General features: G+C 49.0%; 15 protein-coding genes. 12 read left to right on the top strand and 3 right to left on the bottom strand.

The genetic code is table 11. The features are described 5' to 3' along the window. The first annotated feature begins 97 nt into the window (after positions 1-97). Genes EXT46_RS13315 through tcdA form a run of 7 tightly spaced genes read left to right on the top strand, consistent with a single transcriptional unit; the run spans position 98 to position 7,439 of the window. The gene (locus tag EXT46_RS13315; protein ID WP_130147838.1) at positions 98-2,227 is read left to right on the top strand and encodes a DNA internalization-related competence protein ComEC/Rec2; all 2,130 of its coding nucleotides are present in this window, start codon (positions 98-100) and stop codon (positions 2,225-2,227) included. Positions 2,228-2,286: 59 nt separating this feature from the next. Further along, positions 2,287-4,032, top strand: coding sequence for a lipid A export permease/ATP-binding protein MsbA (gene msbA, locus EXT46_RS13320; protein WP_130147840.1), 1,746 nt, complete (start codon positions 2,287-2,289; stop codon positions 4,030-4,032). After that, positions 4,029-5,027 (top strand): tetraacyldisaccharide 4'-kinase, encoded by a 999-nt coding sequence (gene lpxK / locus EXT46_RS13325; protein ID WP_205988241.1) that lies wholly within the window; start codon positions 4,029-4,031, stop codon positions 5,025-5,027. The genes msbA and lpxK overlap by 4 nt, the downstream gene beginning before the upstream one ends. Next, the gene (locus tag EXT46_RS13330) at positions 5,028-5,225 is read left to right on the top strand and encodes a Trm112 family protein (RefSeq protein WP_022944513.1); all 198 of its coding nucleotides are present in this window, start codon (positions 5,028-5,030) and stop codon (positions 5,223-5,225) included. Then, positions 5,213-5,962, top strand: coding sequence for a 3-deoxy-manno-octulosonate cytidylyltransferase (gene kdsB / locus EXT46_RS13335; RefSeq protein ID WP_045978842.1), 750 nt, complete (start codon positions 5,213-5,215; stop codon positions 5,960-5,962). The genes EXT46_RS13330 and kdsB overlap by 13 nt, the downstream gene beginning before the upstream one ends. After that, a complete protein-coding gene (locus EXT46_RS13340) occupies positions 5,959-6,624 on the top strand; it encodes a TIGR01621 family pseudouridine synthase (RefSeq protein ID WP_130147842.1) in 666 nt (221 codons plus the stop codon). The genes kdsB and EXT46_RS13340 overlap by 4 nt, the downstream gene beginning before the upstream one ends. A 5-nt stretch (positions 6,625-6,629) precedes the next feature. Beyond that, positions 6,630-7,439 (top strand): tRNA cyclic N6-threonylcarbamoyladenosine(37) synthase TcdA, encoded by an 810-nt coding sequence (gene tcdA, locus EXT46_RS13345; RefSeq protein ID WP_130147844.1) that lies wholly within the window; start codon positions 6,630-6,632, stop codon positions 7,437-7,439. Here tcdA and EXT46_RS13350 read toward each other — a convergent pair. The 3 genes from EXT46_RS13350 to EXT46_RS13360 form a co-directional block, all read right to left on the bottom strand. Next, a complete protein-coding gene (locus tag EXT46_RS13350) occupies positions 7,436-7,852 on the bottom strand; it encodes a SufE family protein (protein WP_053910499.1) in 417 nt (138 codons plus the stop codon). The two genes, tcdA and EXT46_RS13350, sit on opposite strands and share 4 nt — an antisense overlap. Next, the gene (locus EXT46_RS13355) at positions 7,849-9,096 is read right to left on the bottom strand and encodes a cysteine desulfurase (RefSeq protein WP_240701134.1); all 1,248 of its coding nucleotides are present in this window, start codon (positions 9,094-9,096) and stop codon (positions 7,849-7,851) included. The genes EXT46_RS13350 and EXT46_RS13355 overlap by 4 nt, the downstream gene beginning before the upstream one ends. 75 nt (positions 9,097-9,171) lie before the next feature. Beyond that, positions 9,172-10,458, bottom strand: a complete 1,287-nt coding sequence (locus EXT46_RS13360; RefSeq protein WP_045978838.1) for a citrate synthase — start codon at positions 10,456-10,458, stop codon at positions 9,172-9,174. Between the two features lie 428 nt (positions 10,459-10,886). On the opposite strand from EXT46_RS13360, the gene sdhC reads away from it, so the two are divergent. The 5 genes from sdhC to EXT46_RS13385 all read left to right on the top strand — a co-directional run bounded on the left by sdhC (position 10,887) and on the right by EXT46_RS13385 (position 17,032). Continuing rightward, on the top strand, positions 10,887-11,264 hold the full coding sequence (gene sdhC, locus EXT46_RS13365; protein WP_051034453.1) for a succinate dehydrogenase, cytochrome b556 subunit: 378 nt from the start codon (positions 10,887-10,889) through the stop codon (positions 11,262-11,264). Continuing rightward, positions 11,255-11,602 (top strand): succinate dehydrogenase, hydrophobic membrane anchor protein, encoded by a 348-nt coding sequence (gene sdhD, locus EXT46_RS13370; protein WP_022944506.1) that lies wholly within the window; start codon positions 11,255-11,257, stop codon positions 11,600-11,602. Before sdhC ends, sdhD begins: the two co-directional genes overlap by 10 nt. Further along, positions 11,603-13,375: a succinate dehydrogenase flavoprotein subunit gene (gene sdhA, locus EXT46_RS13375; RefSeq protein WP_045978836.1), complete on the top strand. Its 1,773-nt coding sequence runs from the start codon at positions 11,603-11,605 to the stop codon at positions 13,373-13,375. Positions 13,376-13,386: 11 nt separating this feature from the next. Then, positions 13,387-14,103 carry a succinate dehydrogenase iron-sulfur subunit gene (locus tag EXT46_RS13380; RefSeq protein ID WP_022946093.1) on the top strand — a complete coding sequence of 239 codons (717 nt, stop codon included), beginning with the start codon at positions 13,387-13,389 and terminating at the stop codon, positions 14,101-14,103. A gap of 115 nt (positions 14,104-14,218) precedes the next feature. Next, on the top strand, positions 14,219-17,032 hold the full coding sequence (locus tag EXT46_RS13385) for a 2-oxoglutarate dehydrogenase E1 component (protein WP_130147846.1): 2,814 nt from the start codon (positions 14,219-14,221) through the stop codon (positions 17,030-17,032). Positions 17,033-17,039 lie beyond the last annotated feature (7 nt).

Below are 17,039 nucleotides of genomic sequence, written 5' to 3' on the forward strand. Positions count from 1 at the left end.
CTGTACATCTATTGCGGTGTGCAGTGGATTCGCGTTCGGGTGTATTTTGTCACTTTTCACCCCGTCACTGCCAGTACTTTTTATCATAATACCTATAATGGCAATAATCAGGGTGTATTGTGGTGTATTTTTAGGCTTTATTCGCGGTGTGGTCTTCGCCATTGGCTATACCCTGGTTTACCACCAACTTATATTTACCTGGCATGGACCATCGTTGAGTGGTGCATACGTTGAGGTGCATGGCACAGTTCAACAAACACGGGTATTGGGGGCAACTCAATTTGTCACCTTGCGCCTCAATGATGTGGCTGATTACGCTGTTCCTTTTTATCAAAACCATTTACTCAGTGTAGCGGTGCATGCCAATCAGCCTGTCGCAATGGGTGCTAAGCTGAGCGCTGATATGCGCGTCAAATCGAAACGCTGGCGTGTTAACTACGATGTGCTCGATAGGCGAATTTATGGGTTTCTACATGGGTTCAGTTTCACAGCAAGCTCACCTAAAAACATAACGACTACTCACGCATCGCCGTCGATAAGGCAGCGTTACCTGACTTGGTTGAAAGCGCAGCTGCAACCGCTTGAGTTAAAAGGCGTATACTTAGCACTACTAAGCGCAGAACGCAGTGATATAGAGCCCAAGCACAATCAGTTCTTCAAACACAGCGGTATTATCCATTTATTAGCTATTTCGGGGTTGCATATCTCTTTGCTGTACGGGTTGTGCTTTATAGGTATTAAGTGCGGGCTTTGGTGTGTAGCGCATGGGGTGCGCTCAGGACAATGGCAACAGGCCCTTACAAACCGATTAGTGGCAGGTGTGGCGCTTTTGATATCCGGTATATTTGTGCTGTTATGCGCGCTGCCTATCAGTGCTCAACGAGCTTGGCTGATGTTAGCCGTTTTTGTTTGGCTGTATTTTTCACGACAACACTATTCGTTGTCGCGCTGCTTGCTTATCGCCTTGGCCTGCGTGTTGTTAGCGAATCCTTTTGCGTTACTTAATATCGGGCTGTGGTTTTCTTTTTTAGCTGTGGCGGCCATTGTTATTGCTTTGGTGCAGTCGCAACGATGGCACTGGCTTAGTCGTTATATGTTCATTCAGCTATGGTTGTTTATTGCCTTAGCGCCATTGAGTGCAGCGACGTTCGGTGGATTTTCATGGGCCAGTGCCCCGGTGAATCTGGTTGCCGTGCCTTTTGTCAGCTTTATTTTATTGCCTTTACTGATTGTCGTGGTATTAACTGGGTTCAGCGAACCAATGCTGTGGCTGTTGCGTCAGTTGGACTTGGCGCTATCCTCGACGTTAGAAGGGGTGATAGAGCTTGGTCCTGCACTTTGGTTTTCCACCGGTGAACTTGATACCACAGTGGTTATTATTTATTACCTTGCAGTTACGTCCATACTGATAAAACCCAGTTTATGGCCTGTGTGTTATGCAGGGGGATTGTTTGTTGGCTATTGTGCACAGCAATGGGTTTATCAACCCAGATGGCAACTTGATGTGCTTGATGTCGGCCATGGGCTGAGCATAGTGATCAGCCGCCAAGGCAAAGCCGTGGTTTATGATCTCGGACCTAATTATTTCTCGCGCTACTCGATAGTTAAAAATACCTTGCTACCTATCATTAACGCACGAGGCTTGCAGGTCGAGCATACCATTATTTCACACAGCGATAATGACCATGCTGGCGGGCTAGAGCACTGGCTACAAGCAGGGTATGGGCACACCTTGAAACCCTTTCATAATGGTAATCCAGGTATCTGTAGAATGAGCGAATTGAGCTGGCGTGGCTTGACTGTTCGCTCTATTTGGCCGCATAGCAAACAGCAAACTGATAATGCTAACTCTTGTGTGGTGCACATCAGTGATGGCAAATACAATGTGCTACTAAGCGGTGATATCACCGAGCGAGAAGAGCAGCAGCTGTTAACGCAAGATAAAATAAGGCCAGTGGATGTCTTGGTCAGTGCCCATCATGGCAGTGATAGCTCTTCTAGTGCCGCGTTTATTAAACAAGCCAAGCCTAAGGTGGTGATTCACTCAAGTGGCGCCCGTCGTAATTGGCAGATGCCACACCCCGAGGTGTTCGCACGTTTTGCAGCGCATAATGCTGAGCAATACCAAACTAAATTGCAAGGTGGTATTCGGGTGCAATTTTATGACACCGAAATGCAGATAAAAACAGCAAAAGCAGACAAAAGCTATTGGTTTATCAGTGATTGAGTTTTGTTTTTGCTTTGCTAAAGCTACAATACCCGCTATTGCGTTGATTCGAGAGTATTATGCAGCAAAGCGCCTCCCAAAGTTATAAGCGACTACTTGGTTATGTAAAGACTTATAAAGCCGCCGCCATTGTCGCCATTATTGGCATGCTAGGGTATTCAGCAATGGATGCCACCTTTGTGTGGCTAATGCAGCCATTTATCGATGAAGGTTTAACTGAGCGCAACAGCGCTGTTTTGACTTGGGCTCCTTTTGTTGTGATTGCGTTGGTACTAGGTCGCGGCGCATTTAACTTTGTGTCCAGTTACTGTTTGGCCTATGTGGGTTCGCAAGTGGTGCGCTCATTGCGCCAAGACTTGTTCCAACACATGCTTAACCTCCCGGTGAGTTTTCATGATAAGCACTCCAATGGTGAGCTTATCTCAAAGATCACCTTTGATACCGAGCAGGTGCAACAGGCTATTACCAAAGCCTTGTTGGTGCTGGTGCGCGAAGGGGCGTATGTGGCGTTTTTATTGGTGGTGATGTTTGCTGCCAGTTGGAAGCTGTCGCTGGTGTTTTTAGTGATCACGCCGATTGTTGCCATCATCGTGACTGTGGTGTCTAAGCGTTTTCGCCGTATTTCCAAAAATATTCAAAATGCCATGGGTGATGTTACCCGTTGCTCAGAGCAGATGCTCTCAGGACACAAAGTGATCCATGGTTTTAATGGCCAGCAACAGGAAACCGAGCGCTTTGCCCATGTTAACAATATCAACCGCCTGCAACGGGTGAAAATGGATGCCACCAAAGCGCTGAGCGTATCGGTCATTCAAATTCTTGCTGCCTCATCTATGGCGGTGATCTTAGTGCTTATCTCCATGCCCAGCATGCTTAACTCAATCACTTCTGGGACTTTTGTCAGCCTGATCTCGTCGATGATGCTGATGCTACGCCCGCTGAAACAGCTATCGAACGTAAACAGCGAGCTGCAACGTGGTATCGCCGCTGCGCAAAGTATCTTCACCGTGCTTGATACCGAACAGGAAAAAGACACCGGCACGCAAGTACTAGAAAAAGCCAAAGGGCATATTCAAATTACCGACTTGACCTTCCATTACCCCGATGTTGCAGAGCCGGTATTAAAGTCATTGTCACTGGATATTACTCCGGGGCAAAATATCGCCCTGGTCGGGCGTTCGGGTTCGGGTAAATCGACGCTGTCGAATTTATTACCGCGCTACTATGACGTTGAGCCGGCATCGGCGATTAAACTCGATGGTATTGCCACCAATGAGCTAACTCTGGCGAGCCTGCGTCAACAGTTTGCTATTGTCTCGCAACAGGTGGTGCTATTTAACGATACTATTGCTAACAATATTATGTATGGCTTGGCACAACCGCTGAGCGAACAAGCCCTTATCGAAGTGGCTAAAAAAGCACATGTGTGGGAGTTTGTTAAAGACTTGCCGCAAGGCTTAAATACCATGATTGGTGAAGACGGTGTCATGCTCTCTGGAGGTCAGCGCCAGCGTATTGCCATTGCCAGGGCTCTGGTTAAAGATGCACCGATACTGATCCTTGATGAGGCCACCTCAGCGCTTGATACCGAGTCGGAAAAGTTAATCCAACAAGCGCTTGAGTCGCTGATGAAAGATAAAACCGCGATTATTATCGCCCACCGTTTGTCGACCATAGAGCAAGTAGATTGCATATATGTGCTCGACCATGGACAAATTATTGAACAGGGCACCCATGGCGAACTGTTAAATGCCAACGGCACCTATGCGGCGCTGGCAAAAATGCAGCAAGGCGAGGGGCAATGAGTCGCGCCGATAACGGCATCGGCGCTGCGATAGAGCGCTCTTGGTTTCGCCGACTGAGTCTGATTACGGTGCTGCTATTGCCGTTAACGGCCTTATACTGGCTGATTAGTCATGCTCGTCGCCTAGGCTATCGTTTGGGTCTATTCGCGGCCTACCGGGCGCCAGTGCCGGTGATTGTCGTGGGCAATATCAGTGTGGGTGGTAACGGTAAAACGCCCATGACACTCTATCTGGCCGAGCTGCTGCAGCAACACGGCAAGCGCGTTGGTATTATTTCCCGTGGCTATGGCAGCCACCCCCCAGAGATGCCCTTTGTGGTCACAGCGGATACCGAGCCCCATCAAGGTGGCGATGAGCCGGTGCTGCTGGCCAAACGCAGCGGATGTGCGGTGGTGATTGGCGGCGATCGCAAGGCCAGCATAGAAAAGCTGCTGGCGCTACAAAGTGTCGATGTCATTCTCAGCGATGATGGCCTGCAGCATTACGCGCTAGAGCGCGATATCGAATTATGTATAGTCGATGCCGCGCGGCGCTTTGGCAATGGCTTACTGCTCCCCGCAGGGCCGTTGCGCGAGGGGCAAGGGCGGCTAAAATCTGTCGATTTGGTGATCTACAATGGTGAGCAAGCAGGACAAGCCAGTTATCAGTTAGCCTCATCCGGGCTTTATGGGGTTGCCGATGAGCAGCCGCTATCGCCTCCGTTTGCAAAGGGCGTCGCCATCAGTGCTATTGGCAATCCGGAGCGCTTTGAGCAGAGCCTGCAAGCAATTGGCGTGGCAATTAGTGAAGCCGTGCATTATCGCGACCATCATCATTATCAAGCATCGGATTTAACCCAGTTTGGCGAACAGGCTGTCTATATGACAGAGAAAGATGCGGTAAAATGTCGTACTTTCGCTCACCGGCAGTGTTATTATTTACGCGTAGATGCCAAGGCCAATCAGGTTTTGGAAACTCAATTAACAACTATTTTAAAACGTAAAGGGGTGCTGTAAATGGCGTTCGATACTAAGCTCTTAGAAATTATTGCCTGCCCAGTTTGTAAGGGAAAGTTGCGCTACGATAAAGAAAACCAAGAACTCATTAGTACCGCTGCGAAACTGGCTTACCCAATTCGTGATGACATTCCGGTGTTGTTGGAAAACGAAGCGCGAGAGTTGAGCAGTGACGAGGTTGAGCAGTGGAATTCGTAGTTATTATTCCCGCACGCTATGCCTCTACACGCTTACCAGGCAAACCGCTGGCTGATATAGCCGGCAAGCCAATGATTCAGCACGTCTATGAGCGTGCGGTGTTATCTGGCGCGACGGCGGTTTATGTGGCCACCGATCACGTTGATGTGGCGACCGTGTGCGAGGGCTTCGGTGCCCCCGTGGTGATGACCCGGGAAGACCACCAATCTGGCACAGAGCGTTTAGCCGAGGTCGTAGCTAAGCTAGCGCTAGATGACGACACGCTGGTGGTTAATGTGCAAGGCGATGAGCCGTTACTAGCGCCAGAAAATGTCGCCCAAGTGGCGCAATTGCTCAGTGGTAACGACGCCCCGATGGCCACCCTGTCGACGGCGATTACAGACCGCGAAGAGGCGCTCAATCCCAATGCAGTAAAGGTGGTGAGTAACACCGCACAGCAAGCGCTTTATTTTTCCCGCGCGCCGATCCCTTATCATCGCGATGCGTTACTAACAAAAAGCTGCGAGTTAGACATTCGCCACATGCAACGCCATATCGGTATCTATGCCTATCGCGCAGGTTTTATTAATGAATATATTGGCTTGGCGCCATCTCCTTTAGAGCAACTGGAGTCGCTGGAGCAATTACGTGTGCTTTATCATGGCTTCACCATTAACGTGGCCGAAGCCAAACAGGTGCCCGCTGCGGGAGTGGATACCGAAGAAGACCTAGCGCGAGTGATAAGCGCACTTCAATGAGTACCCTCACAGTCATCAGTGATCACAGCGATTTCACCGTTGTATATAAACCGGCGGGGATGAATTTTCACTCGCAGGGTAACGAGCCGGGGCTGGTGGGCATAGCCCAGCAGCAATTGAACACTAAGTACTACCCCGTACATCGCCTTGATAAGGTGACCTCAGGTTTAGTGCTGCTACCAAAAAGCAGCGCGGCGGCGGCGACATTCACGGCGATGTTCAGTGCCCATGAAGTAGATAAATTCTATATGGCGCTCTGTACGGCAAAACCGAAAAAGAAGCAGGGGTGGATCAAAGGTGACATGGGCAAAGCCCGGCGCGGCGCTTTCAAGCTACTTAAAACCCAGGAAAACCCGGCCATTACCCGATTTTATAGCTACTCGCTGGCACCGGGACTAAGGGGCATGGTGTTAAAGCCTTTCAGTGGCAAAACACATCAGCTCCGTGTTGCCATGAAGTCATTATCGGCACCAATTCTGGGCGATACCCTGTATGGCGCCGAGGCCAGCGATCGCACCTATTTACATGCGTACGCGCTGCGTTTTCAATATCGCGACCAGCATTATTGTTTTTGTGCGCCGATGCAAGAAGGACAGCATGCAGCACAGCTAAATACACTTTTAAGCTTTTGTGACAACCAACCTTGGCAGTTAAATTGGTAGAGACAATGACACAAGATGATTATCAACTTCGCTTCGGTGGTATCAGCCGCCTTTACGGACAACAGCAAACCCAATGGCTGCAGCAGGCGCATTTCTGTGTCATCGGCATTGGCGGGGTCGGCAGTTGGGTAGCCGAGGCGCTGGCGCGTACCGGAGTAGGGCAGCTCACCCTTATCGACCTCGATGATATATGCGTTACCAACAGTAACCGGCAAATTCATGCGCATTCGCAATCGGTGGGCGAAGCCAAAGTGGAAGCCATGAAAGCGCGTTGCCAGCTTATCAATCCACAGATCACCGTGCATGTGATTGATGATTTCATCACTATGGATAACATTCGCGAACACATTCAAGGCTTTGACTACGTCATCGATGCCATTGATGCGGTGAAGGAAAAGGCGGCCTTGATTGCCCATTGCAGACGCAATAAGTTACCTATTATCACCACCGGCGGCGCGGGAGGGCAAACCGACCCCAGTGAGATAAAATTTGGCGATGTCGCCAAAACCACCCACGATCCGTTATTGGCCAAGGTTCGCTATTTACTGCGCAAACAATATAATTTTAGCAACAATCCGAAGCGTAAGTTTGATGTCGATTGTGTGTATTCCACCGAGCAGTTGGTCTATCCCGATGGTCATGGACAGGTATGTCGAGCTAAGCAAGGGGCCGATTCAACGATGAATATGGACTGTGCTAATGGCTTTGGATCGGCAACCATGGTGACCGGCAGCTTTGGCTTTTTCGCAGCGGCCAAAGCAGTACGCAAATACTTAAATAAGCGCCAACGTTTGAGTGAGCAAAGCCAGGGTTAACAGTGGCTTTTGGCAAATTGGTTAATCGCGCTGACAATGGCGCGAATGCCATTACCGCGCGAGGGGCTAAGGTGGCGCATCAACCCTAACTCCTCGAACTCTTGTTCGGCGTCAAGGGCCGCTGCTTGTTGCGGGGTTTTACCGTTGTACATCATGAGAATCAACGCCAGTAATCCTTTAACAATGCGAGTGTCAGAATCGGCCACCACAACCAGCTTATCTTCTTGGGGAGTGAAGTCGATATACAACCAGACATTACTTTCACAGCCGGAAACCTTAGCTTCATCGACTTTGAGCTCATTGGCGAGGACTGGCAAGCTTTTTCCCAACAGCATCAGCTCACGATAACGTTGTTGCCAGCCGTGAAGGGCTTGAAAAGCCTGTTTTAGCTCTGGGTAATTGCGATAACTCATGGTGCCATCATCTCCAAGGTATTACGTAGTGCACTGATAAAGTGGTCGATTTCTGCAAAGGTATTGTAAAACGCCAAGCTGACTCTCACCGTACCATTGACCCCTAACGCGTGCATTAATGGCTGCGCGCAGTGGTGGCCATGACGCAGGGCAATGCCTTCCATATCGAGTAAGGTGGCAATGTCATAGGGGTGCTCTGATTGTACATAAAAGCTGACGGTACCGACATTATGCTGCATGTCGCCAATCAAGGACACCGACTCAATGTCGCTTAAGTGCGCCACTAAATACTGCATTAAGCTACGCTCGTGCGCAGCTAGGGCGGCGCTATCAAGGTTATTTAAATACTCAATGGCGGCAGCAAAGCCAAGCACCGCACTGATATTCGGCGTGCCGGTTTCAAACTTACTCGGGGGCGGGTTAAATTCGGTATGCTCGATACGTACTTTAGCGACCATTTCGCCGCCAGTTTGAAAAACATCGAGTTGCTGAAGACAACTAAAGCGCCCGAACAGTCCGCCAAGGCCGGTAGGGCCAAGACATTTATGCGCCGAAAACACGAAAAAGTCGCAGCCCAAGTCGGCCATTTGTGGGCGCAAATGCAGCAGCGACTGGGCACCATCAACCAAGGTCCAAGCACCTTGTTGCTTGGCCTGACTGAGTAGCGCTTTAACGGGGTTAATGTTGCCAAGAGCATTAGAAACATGAGCCAGGGCAAATACCTTGGGTCGATACTGGGCAATCATTTGCTCCGCTTGAGCGATATCGAGTAGACCAGCCGGGGTGACTGGGACGGCCATCAATGTTGCACCGGTGCGCCTCGCCAGCTGCTGCCAGGGTACGATGTTGGCGTGGTGCTCAAGCTCGGTAATTAAAATCACGTCTTTGGGTTGTAGCTGCGCCGTCAGCCCATAGGCAACCAAGTTAATAGCCTCGGTGGCCCCTTTGGTCCATACCAGTTCGTTATGCTGACAGCCGATAAATTCGGCCACTTGCTGGCGAGCGTGCTCATAACGGCTGGTTGCTTGCTGACTTAATTGGTGTGCGCCGCGATGCACGTTGGCGTTTTCTTGGCTGTAAAAGCGCGTCAAGGTGTCAATCACACAGCGTGGTTTGTGCGCCGTTGCGGCCGAATCAAAATAAACACGTTCGGTGTCACCATGTTGAGTCAGGGCAGGGAAATCTTGGCGTATTGCGTCTATATCAAACATGGTTAGTAAAGCTGGCTGTACAAATGCCGCCATTGTAGAGAACTAGGCTGAAATGGCAATAAAAAAGGCCGCTTGGGAGCGACCTTTTTCAACTCTAAAACGCGTTGCTTAACGCTTGTCTTGAGCGACGTAATCGCGCTTCGTTGCGCCTTTGTATAGCTGACGTGGACGGCTGATCTTGTGACCAGGTTGAGACAGCATTTCATCCCAGTGCGAGATCCAACCGACAGTACGCGACATAGCGAAAATAACGGTGAACATGCTGGTTGGGATACCGATCGCCTTAAGAATGATACCAGAGTAGAAGTCTACGTTCGGGTATAGTTTCTTCTCAACGAAGTAAGGGTCTTCAAGAGCAATTTGCTCTAGGCGCATAGCAACATCTAGAAGTGGATCTTCGATGTTTAGCTCTTTCAATACTTCGTGGCAGGTGTCACGCATTACCGTGGCACGTGGGTCGAAGTTTTTGTAAACACGGTGACCGAAGCCCATTAGGCGGAACGGGTCGTTCTTATCTTTCGCTTTAGCGATGTATTCGTCAATGCGATCAACTGAGCCGATCTCTTGTAGCATGTTCAAACATGCTTCGTTAGCACCACCGTGCGCAGGGCCCCAAAGTGATGCGATACCCGCTGCGATACATGCATAAGGGTTAGCACCAGATGAACCAGCAATACGTACCGTTGAAGTTGATGCGTTTTGCTCGTGGTCAGCGTGCAACATGAAGATACGGTCCATGGCTTTAGCAAGCACAGGATTTACTTGGTAATCTTCAGAAGGCACTGAGAACATCATGTGTAAGAAGTTCTCTGCATAGCTCAGGTCGTTACGTGGGTAAACGAACGGTTGGCCAATGGTGTACTTGTACGCCATTGCTGCGATAGTCGGCAGCTTCGCAACTAGGCGAGTGGCACTGCGCTTACGCTGTGCTGGGTCTGAGATATCTAAGTCTTGGTGATAGAAAGAAGACATTGCACCAACCACACCACATAGCATCGCCATTGGGTGAGCATCAACGCGGAAACCTTGGAAGAAGGCCGCCACTTTCTCGTGCACCATAGTGCTTAGAGTGATTGACTTAGAGAATTCTTCAAGCTCTGCTTCTGACGGTAATTCGCCGTTAAGCAGTAAGTAGCAAAGTTCGACGTAGTTAGATTGTTCAGCAAGCTGATCAATGGGGTAACCACGGTGTAGCAATACGCCTTTACCACCGTCGATGTAGGTGATAGATGAGTCACAAGAGCCAGTCGACATGAACCCTGGGTCGTAGGTGAAGTAGCCGTGTGCGCCTAAGGTACGGACGTCGATAACGTCTTGACCCGCAGTACCTTCGTAAATGGGAAGTTCAATCGGGTCTTGTCCATCAATATGGACAGTGGCTTTCTTATCTGCCATCTAATTATCTCCTATAAGAATAACAAGCTAAAGCTGTTATGCGTGATACTAATGTTAAGCAAATTCCGATCATTCTAACGTACAAGAGGGGTAGAAAGTCAATTTTAATGCATTTGTGTATAATAAATATTCTGCAAAGATTAAATATTATACCAATGGCTAATTCGCAAACCTCCGTGACTAAACAAGAATTGTAATATCCGCTGCAGACTTATATACTGTCAGGGGTTCAATACCGTAACGTCTTTGAGTAAACCGTTTATGACAAACACGTGAAATTTCGCTTTAAAATTGAACAAATAAAGTGATCTTTTTTCGCGTCTGTGGGTTTATTTATGTGAGCGCATTTATGCAGTGATTGCATAAATGGTTATAACAACAATGTAGATGGCTCTATTTATCAATGTGAGCAAGATGGGCAAGTAACTGTGAAAAAGCAAAGACCTGTAAATCTCGATCTAACGACCATCTCTATGCCAGCAACGGCCAAAGCATCAATTCTGCACCGCGTCACCGGTGTCGCAATGTTCTTTGCCTTGACCTTTGTTATCTGGGCATGGGCTGTGTCACTGTCTTCTCCGGAAGGATTTGAATTTGTCAAAAGCCTGTTAACCGGGTTTGTTGCCAAATTTATCGCCTGGGGTACCCTCACCGTTCTCTCGTATCACTTCATCGCAGGTGTACGCCACTTAATCCAAGACTTGGGTCCGTGGAAAGAATTAGATTCAGGCAATGCAACCGCTAAAATCGGCTTTGTATTGTGGGTGATTGTTGCCGTATTGGCGGGAGTTTGGCTATGGTCTTAAATCAAGCATCTTTAAAGCGTGATGGTGTTCAGGATTTCGTATCGCTACGAGCGACGGCACTTATCATCAGCTCTTATGCACTATTTATTATTGGTTATCTGCTATGCACTCCAGCATTAACCTATGAAGCATGGTCGGGGTTATTCGGTAACTTCGCGATGAAGGTATATACCCTAATCGCCCTTGCGTGCATTATGGTGCACGCACGCATCGGCCTATGGCAGGTGCTGACCGACTATGTAAAGAACGCCAAACTACGCGCGTTTCTTGGCTTCGTATTAAACCTTATGGCCCTATCTTACGTAGTAGTTGGCCTGTTTGTTCTATGGGGTGTTTAAGTGAAATATTCAGTTCGCGAATTTGACGCAGTAGTGGTTGGCGCTGGCGGTGCAGGTATGCGCGCAGCGTTAGCAATCACTGAATCAGGCAAGTCTTGTGCGCTTATTTCCAAGGTTTTCCCAACCCGTTCACACACCGTGTCGGCTCAGGGTGGTATTACCGTAGCACTAGGTAACTCGCACGAGGATAACTGGGAATGGCACATGTACGATACCGTTAAGGGCTCCGACTACATCGGTGACCAAGACGCCATTGAGTACATGTGTAAAACTGGCCCAGAGGCAATCACCGAGCTTGAAAACATGGGCTTGCCTTTCTCACGCTTTGAGAACGGCCGCGTATATCAGCGCCCATTCGGTGGTCAGTCGAAAAACTTCGGCGGCGAGCAAGCAGCGCGTACAGCGGCTGCAGCGGACCGTACCGGTCACGCCTTGCTGCACTGCTTATATCAGCAAAACGTAAAGAACAAAACCAATGTATATTCTGAGTGGTATGCACTGGACCTTGTTAAAAACGACGACGGCGCGGTAGTGGGTTGTACAGCTATCGACATCGAGTCTGGTGAAGTGGTTTACTTCAAATCGAAAGTGGTTGTGCTTGCCACCGGTGGTGCAGGGCGTATTTATGCCTCGACCACTAACGCGCACATCAACACGGGTGACGGCGTGGGTATGGCCACACGTGCTGGCGTAGCCATGCAAGACATGGAAATGTGGCAGTTCCACCCAACCGGGATCGCCGGTGCCGGAACCCTGGTAACTGAAGGTTGCCGTGGTGAAGGGGGTTATCTTCTGAACAAAGATGGCGAGCGCTTCATGGAGCGTTATGCGCCTAATGCCAAAGACTTAGCGTCACGTGACGTAGTTGCCCGTTCAATGATGACCGAAATCCGCGAAGGTCGTGGTTGTGAAGGTCCATGGGGCCCGCACATTAAACTGAAACTGGATCACCTTGGTGAGGAAACGCTAAATCTACGTCTACCTGGCGTATGTGACCTAGCTAAAACCTTCGCCCACGTTGACCCAGCGAAAGAGCCAATTCCAGTTATTCCAACCTGTCACTACATGATGGGTGGTGTACCAACTAATGTGAACGGCCAAGTGCTAAGCGTTGATGCCCAAGGCAACGATACGCTAGTAGAAGGTCTATTCGCAGTCGGTGAAATCGCTTGTGTATCTGTACACGGTGCTAACCGCCTAGGTGGTAACTCTCTACTTGATTTGGTTGTATTTGGTCGTGCAGCAGGTAACTACCTAGGTGTTTACTTGAACGATTACCAAGCGCAACGTGATGCTTCAAGCGACAACATTGAAGGTGCATTGGCACGTTTCAACCGTTGGGAAACATCAAAAGAAGGCCAGGGCGAAGACCCAGTGCAAATCAAAAAAGACCTACAGCAATGTATGCAGCTTAACTTCTCGGTATTCCGTGAAGGGGATTCAATGGCAACGGGTCTTAAAGAGCTTAAAGAAATTCGCGAGCGTCTTCAGCATGCCCGCTTGGACGACAAATCAAGCGAGTTCAACACTCAACGTATCGAGTGTTTAGAGCTTGATAACTTGATGGAAACAGCTTACTCAACAGCGGTTGCTGCGAATTTCCGTACTGAGAGCCGTGGTGCGCACTCGCGCTTCGACTACCCGGACCGTGATGACGAAAATTGGCTGTGCCACAGTGTTTACAACCCCGAGACAGAAGAAATGTCTAAGCGTGATGTAAACTATGCACCTAAGCTTCGTGAAGCGTTCCCACCTAAAGCTCGTACTTACTAGGAGAGATGACGATGGCAACTTTAGAATTATCTGTTTATCGTTACAATCCAGACGTGGATGATGCGCCATTCATGAAAGACTACACCCTTGAGGTGGAAGAAGGTCGTGACATGATGGTGCTTGACGCACTGCTGATGTTAAAAGAGCAAGATCCAAGCCTGGCATTTCGTCGTTCCTGCCGTGAAGGGGTATGTGGCTCCGATGGTGTGAACATGAATGGTAAAAATGGCCTTGCCTGTATTACGCCAATTTCTGCATTGCAGACAAACGGCAAGGGCAAGGTAGTGATTCGTCCACTACCGGGTTTACCGGTTATTCGTGACCTTGTAATCGACATGTCGCAATTCTACACTCAGTACGAGAAAGTGAAGCCGTATCTCATTAATGATACGCCTCCAGCGGGTGAGCGTTTGCAGTCGATTGAAGATCGTGAAAAGCTAGATGGGCTATACGAATGTATTCTTTGTGCATGTTGTTCAACATCATGCCCAAGTTTCTGGTGGAATCCAGACAAATTTATCGGCCCGGCCGGCCTATTACACGCTTACCGCTTCTTAGCGGATAGCCGAGATACCGCCACCGATGAGCGCTTGGCAGATTTAGACGATGCATTCAGCGTATTCCGTTGTCACAATATCATGAACTGTGTCAATGTATGTCCGAAAGGTTTGAATCCGACCAAAGCGATTGGGCAAATCAAATCAATGCTTCTTAATCGTTCCGTTTAAGGGCATAATAGAACTAAGAATGGCTGGACGTCTGTCTGGCCATTCTTCGATCACTTACTTGAGTTTTAAGTAAGTCAGACAATGTAAATTCTGCGCTAGATAAAAGGGCTTATAAATGCACGATGGTGTGATGAAGGCATGGCTAGAGTCTTCTCATCTGTACGGCGGTAACGTTGCCTATGTTGAGGAGCTTTATGAAGCATATCTTGATGATGTGACTTCAGTGCCAGAAGAATGGCGTGAAGTGTTCGAGCAACTTCCCAAAGTGGAAGGGGTGGATGTAGAAACTAAGCATTCACAAGTAAGAGCTGAGTTCGCCAAGCTGGCAAAAAATAAACATCGCGAAGTAGTTGTTGCAGAAGGTGGTCAGGGTGACCCCAAACAGATCAAAGTATTGCAACTAATAAATGCTTTTCGATTCCGTGGTCACCAAAACGCGAATCTTGACCCACTCGGGATTTGGAAACGTGAACGCGTTCGCGATTTGGAGTTAGACTTCCACGGTCTTTCTGAAGACGATTTTGACACTGAGTTTTATGTAGGTTCGTTTGCCGCCGGCGGCGAAATGATGAAACTGGGTGACTTATACAAAGCATTGAAGGCAACCTATTGTGGTTCCATCGGTGCCGAGTACATGCACATCACATCTACCGAAGAAAAACGTTGGCTACAGCAACGCTTAGAATCGGTTCAAGCACGCCCTCAATTCGATAGCAAAACCAAGCAGCGCATTCTTAAAGGCTTGATTGCGGCCGATGGTCTTGAAAAGTACCTAGGCTCGAAATTCCCAGGTGCCAAACGCTTCTCATTGGAAGGTGGCGACGCCTTAGTGCCAATGCTTAAAGAGCTGATTCACCGCGCCGGTGAAAGTGGTCAACAAGAAGCGGTTATTGGTATGGCCCACCGTGGTCGTCTAAATGTGTTAGTGAACGTACTAGGTAAAAACCCATCGGCGCTGTTCGATGAGTTTGCTGGTAAACACGATGACACGCTGGGCTCTGGTGATGTGAAATACCATATGGGTTACTCATCAGACTTCGCCACTGAAGGCGGCAGCGTACACATGGCCTTGGCATTTAACCCCTCGCACCTAGAGATTGTTAATCCAGTGGTGATGGGCTCGGTACGCGCTCGTCTTGATCGTTTAGATTGTGAAAGTGGTTCGAAAGCACTGCCTATCACCATTCACGGTGACTCGGCCATCGCCGGCCAGGGGTGTGTGCAAGAAACCTTCAATATGTCGCAAACTAACGCCTTTAAAGTAGGCGGCAGTGTGCGCATCGTGGTCAATAACCAAGTTGGTTTCACCACGTCTAAGCAAGACGACACACGTTCTACTGATTACTGTACCGACATTGCTAAAATGGTGCAGTCACCGATTTTCCACGTTAACTCCGACGACCCTGAAGCGGTTGCCTTAGTGACGCAAATTGCACTTGATTTCCGTAATCAGTTCAAACGCGACGTGGTTATTGATTTAGTGTGTTACCGCCGTCATGGACACAACGAAGCGGATGAGCCAAGCGCCACGCAACCGTTGATGTACAAAAAGATCAAAAAGCACCCAGTGCCGCGCCAAATCTATGCTGATCAGCTGGTTAGCGAAGGCGTCTTGAGTGAAAAAGAGATCAAAAAGCTTGCTGATGACTATCGCAATGGCCTAGACGAAGGCAACTGCGTGGTTGAAGAAATCGAGCCAGAAACCAAGCACTCATCTGATTGGTCTAAATTCGTGGGCCATGACTGGGATACCGAGTATGAAACTCATATTCCAGTTGAAAAGCTTAAAGAGCTTGGCGAAAAGGTGGCTTCTTACCCAGAAGATCACCAAGCACAATCACGGGTTAAAAAGATTTACGACGACCGCAAAGCGATGGCCGCCGGCGAGAAAAAACTCGACTGGGGTATGGCTGAGACCCTTGCATATGCCACTATGGTTGAGCAGGGCACAGACATTCGTCTAACCGGCCAAGACTCAGGCCGTGGTACCTTCTTCCACCGTCATGCTGTGGTGCATAATCAAGAAGATGCATCCACCTATTTACCGCTGCAACACATCAAAGAAGACCAGGGTAAATTTGAAGTGTACGACTCGGTGCTCTCGGAAGAAGCCGTGCTCGCGTTTGAATATGGTTACGCCACCGCCGAGCCAACATCACTGGTGATGTGGGAAGCGCAGTTTGGTGATTTCGCCAATGGTGCGCAGGTAGTATTTGACCAATTCCTAAGCTCAGGCGAACAAAAATGGGGTCGTTTATGCGGCTTAACCTGTTTGCTACCTCATGGCTACGAAGGTCAAGGCCCAGAGCACAGCTCAGCCCGCCTAGAGCGTTTCTTGCAGCTATGTGCAGACCACAACATGCAAGTGTGTGTGCCGTCAACGCCAGCGCAGGTTTACGCTATGTTGCGTCGTCAATCAGTGCGTCCACTACGTCGTCCACTGATTGTAATGACCCCGAAATCATTGTTGCGTCACCCGTTAGCCGTTTCTACGCTAGAAGAGTTATCTGAAGGCGTATTCCACAATATGATCGACGAAATCGATGATATTGATGCTAAAAACGTTGAGCGCGTGGTGTTCTGTAGCGGTAAAGTTTACTACGAGCTGCTGCAAGAGCGTCGTAAGCAAGAGCTGGATAACATTGCCATCGTGCGTGTTGAGCAGCTTTACCCATTCCCGCATCAGGAAATGGCTGACATTATCGAACGCTACAGCCATGTGAAAGATTTCGTATGGTGTCAGGAAGAGCCACAAAACCAGGGTGCATGGTACTGCTCGCAGCACCATTTCTGGCAGGCAATTCCACAAGGTGCAAACCTAACTTATGCAGGACGTAACGCGTCCGCGTCACCGGCATGTGGTTACATGTCAGTACATACTAAAGAACAACAAGCGTTAGTCGCTGACGCGCTTACCATTAAAAAATAAGGGATAA

Source organism: Pseudoalteromonas sp. CO325X (genome assembly GCF_004208955.1).
GTDB classification, from domain to species: Bacteria; Pseudomonadota; Gammaproteobacteria; order Enterobacterales; family Alteromonadaceae; genus Pseudoalteromonas; species Pseudoalteromonas ruthenica.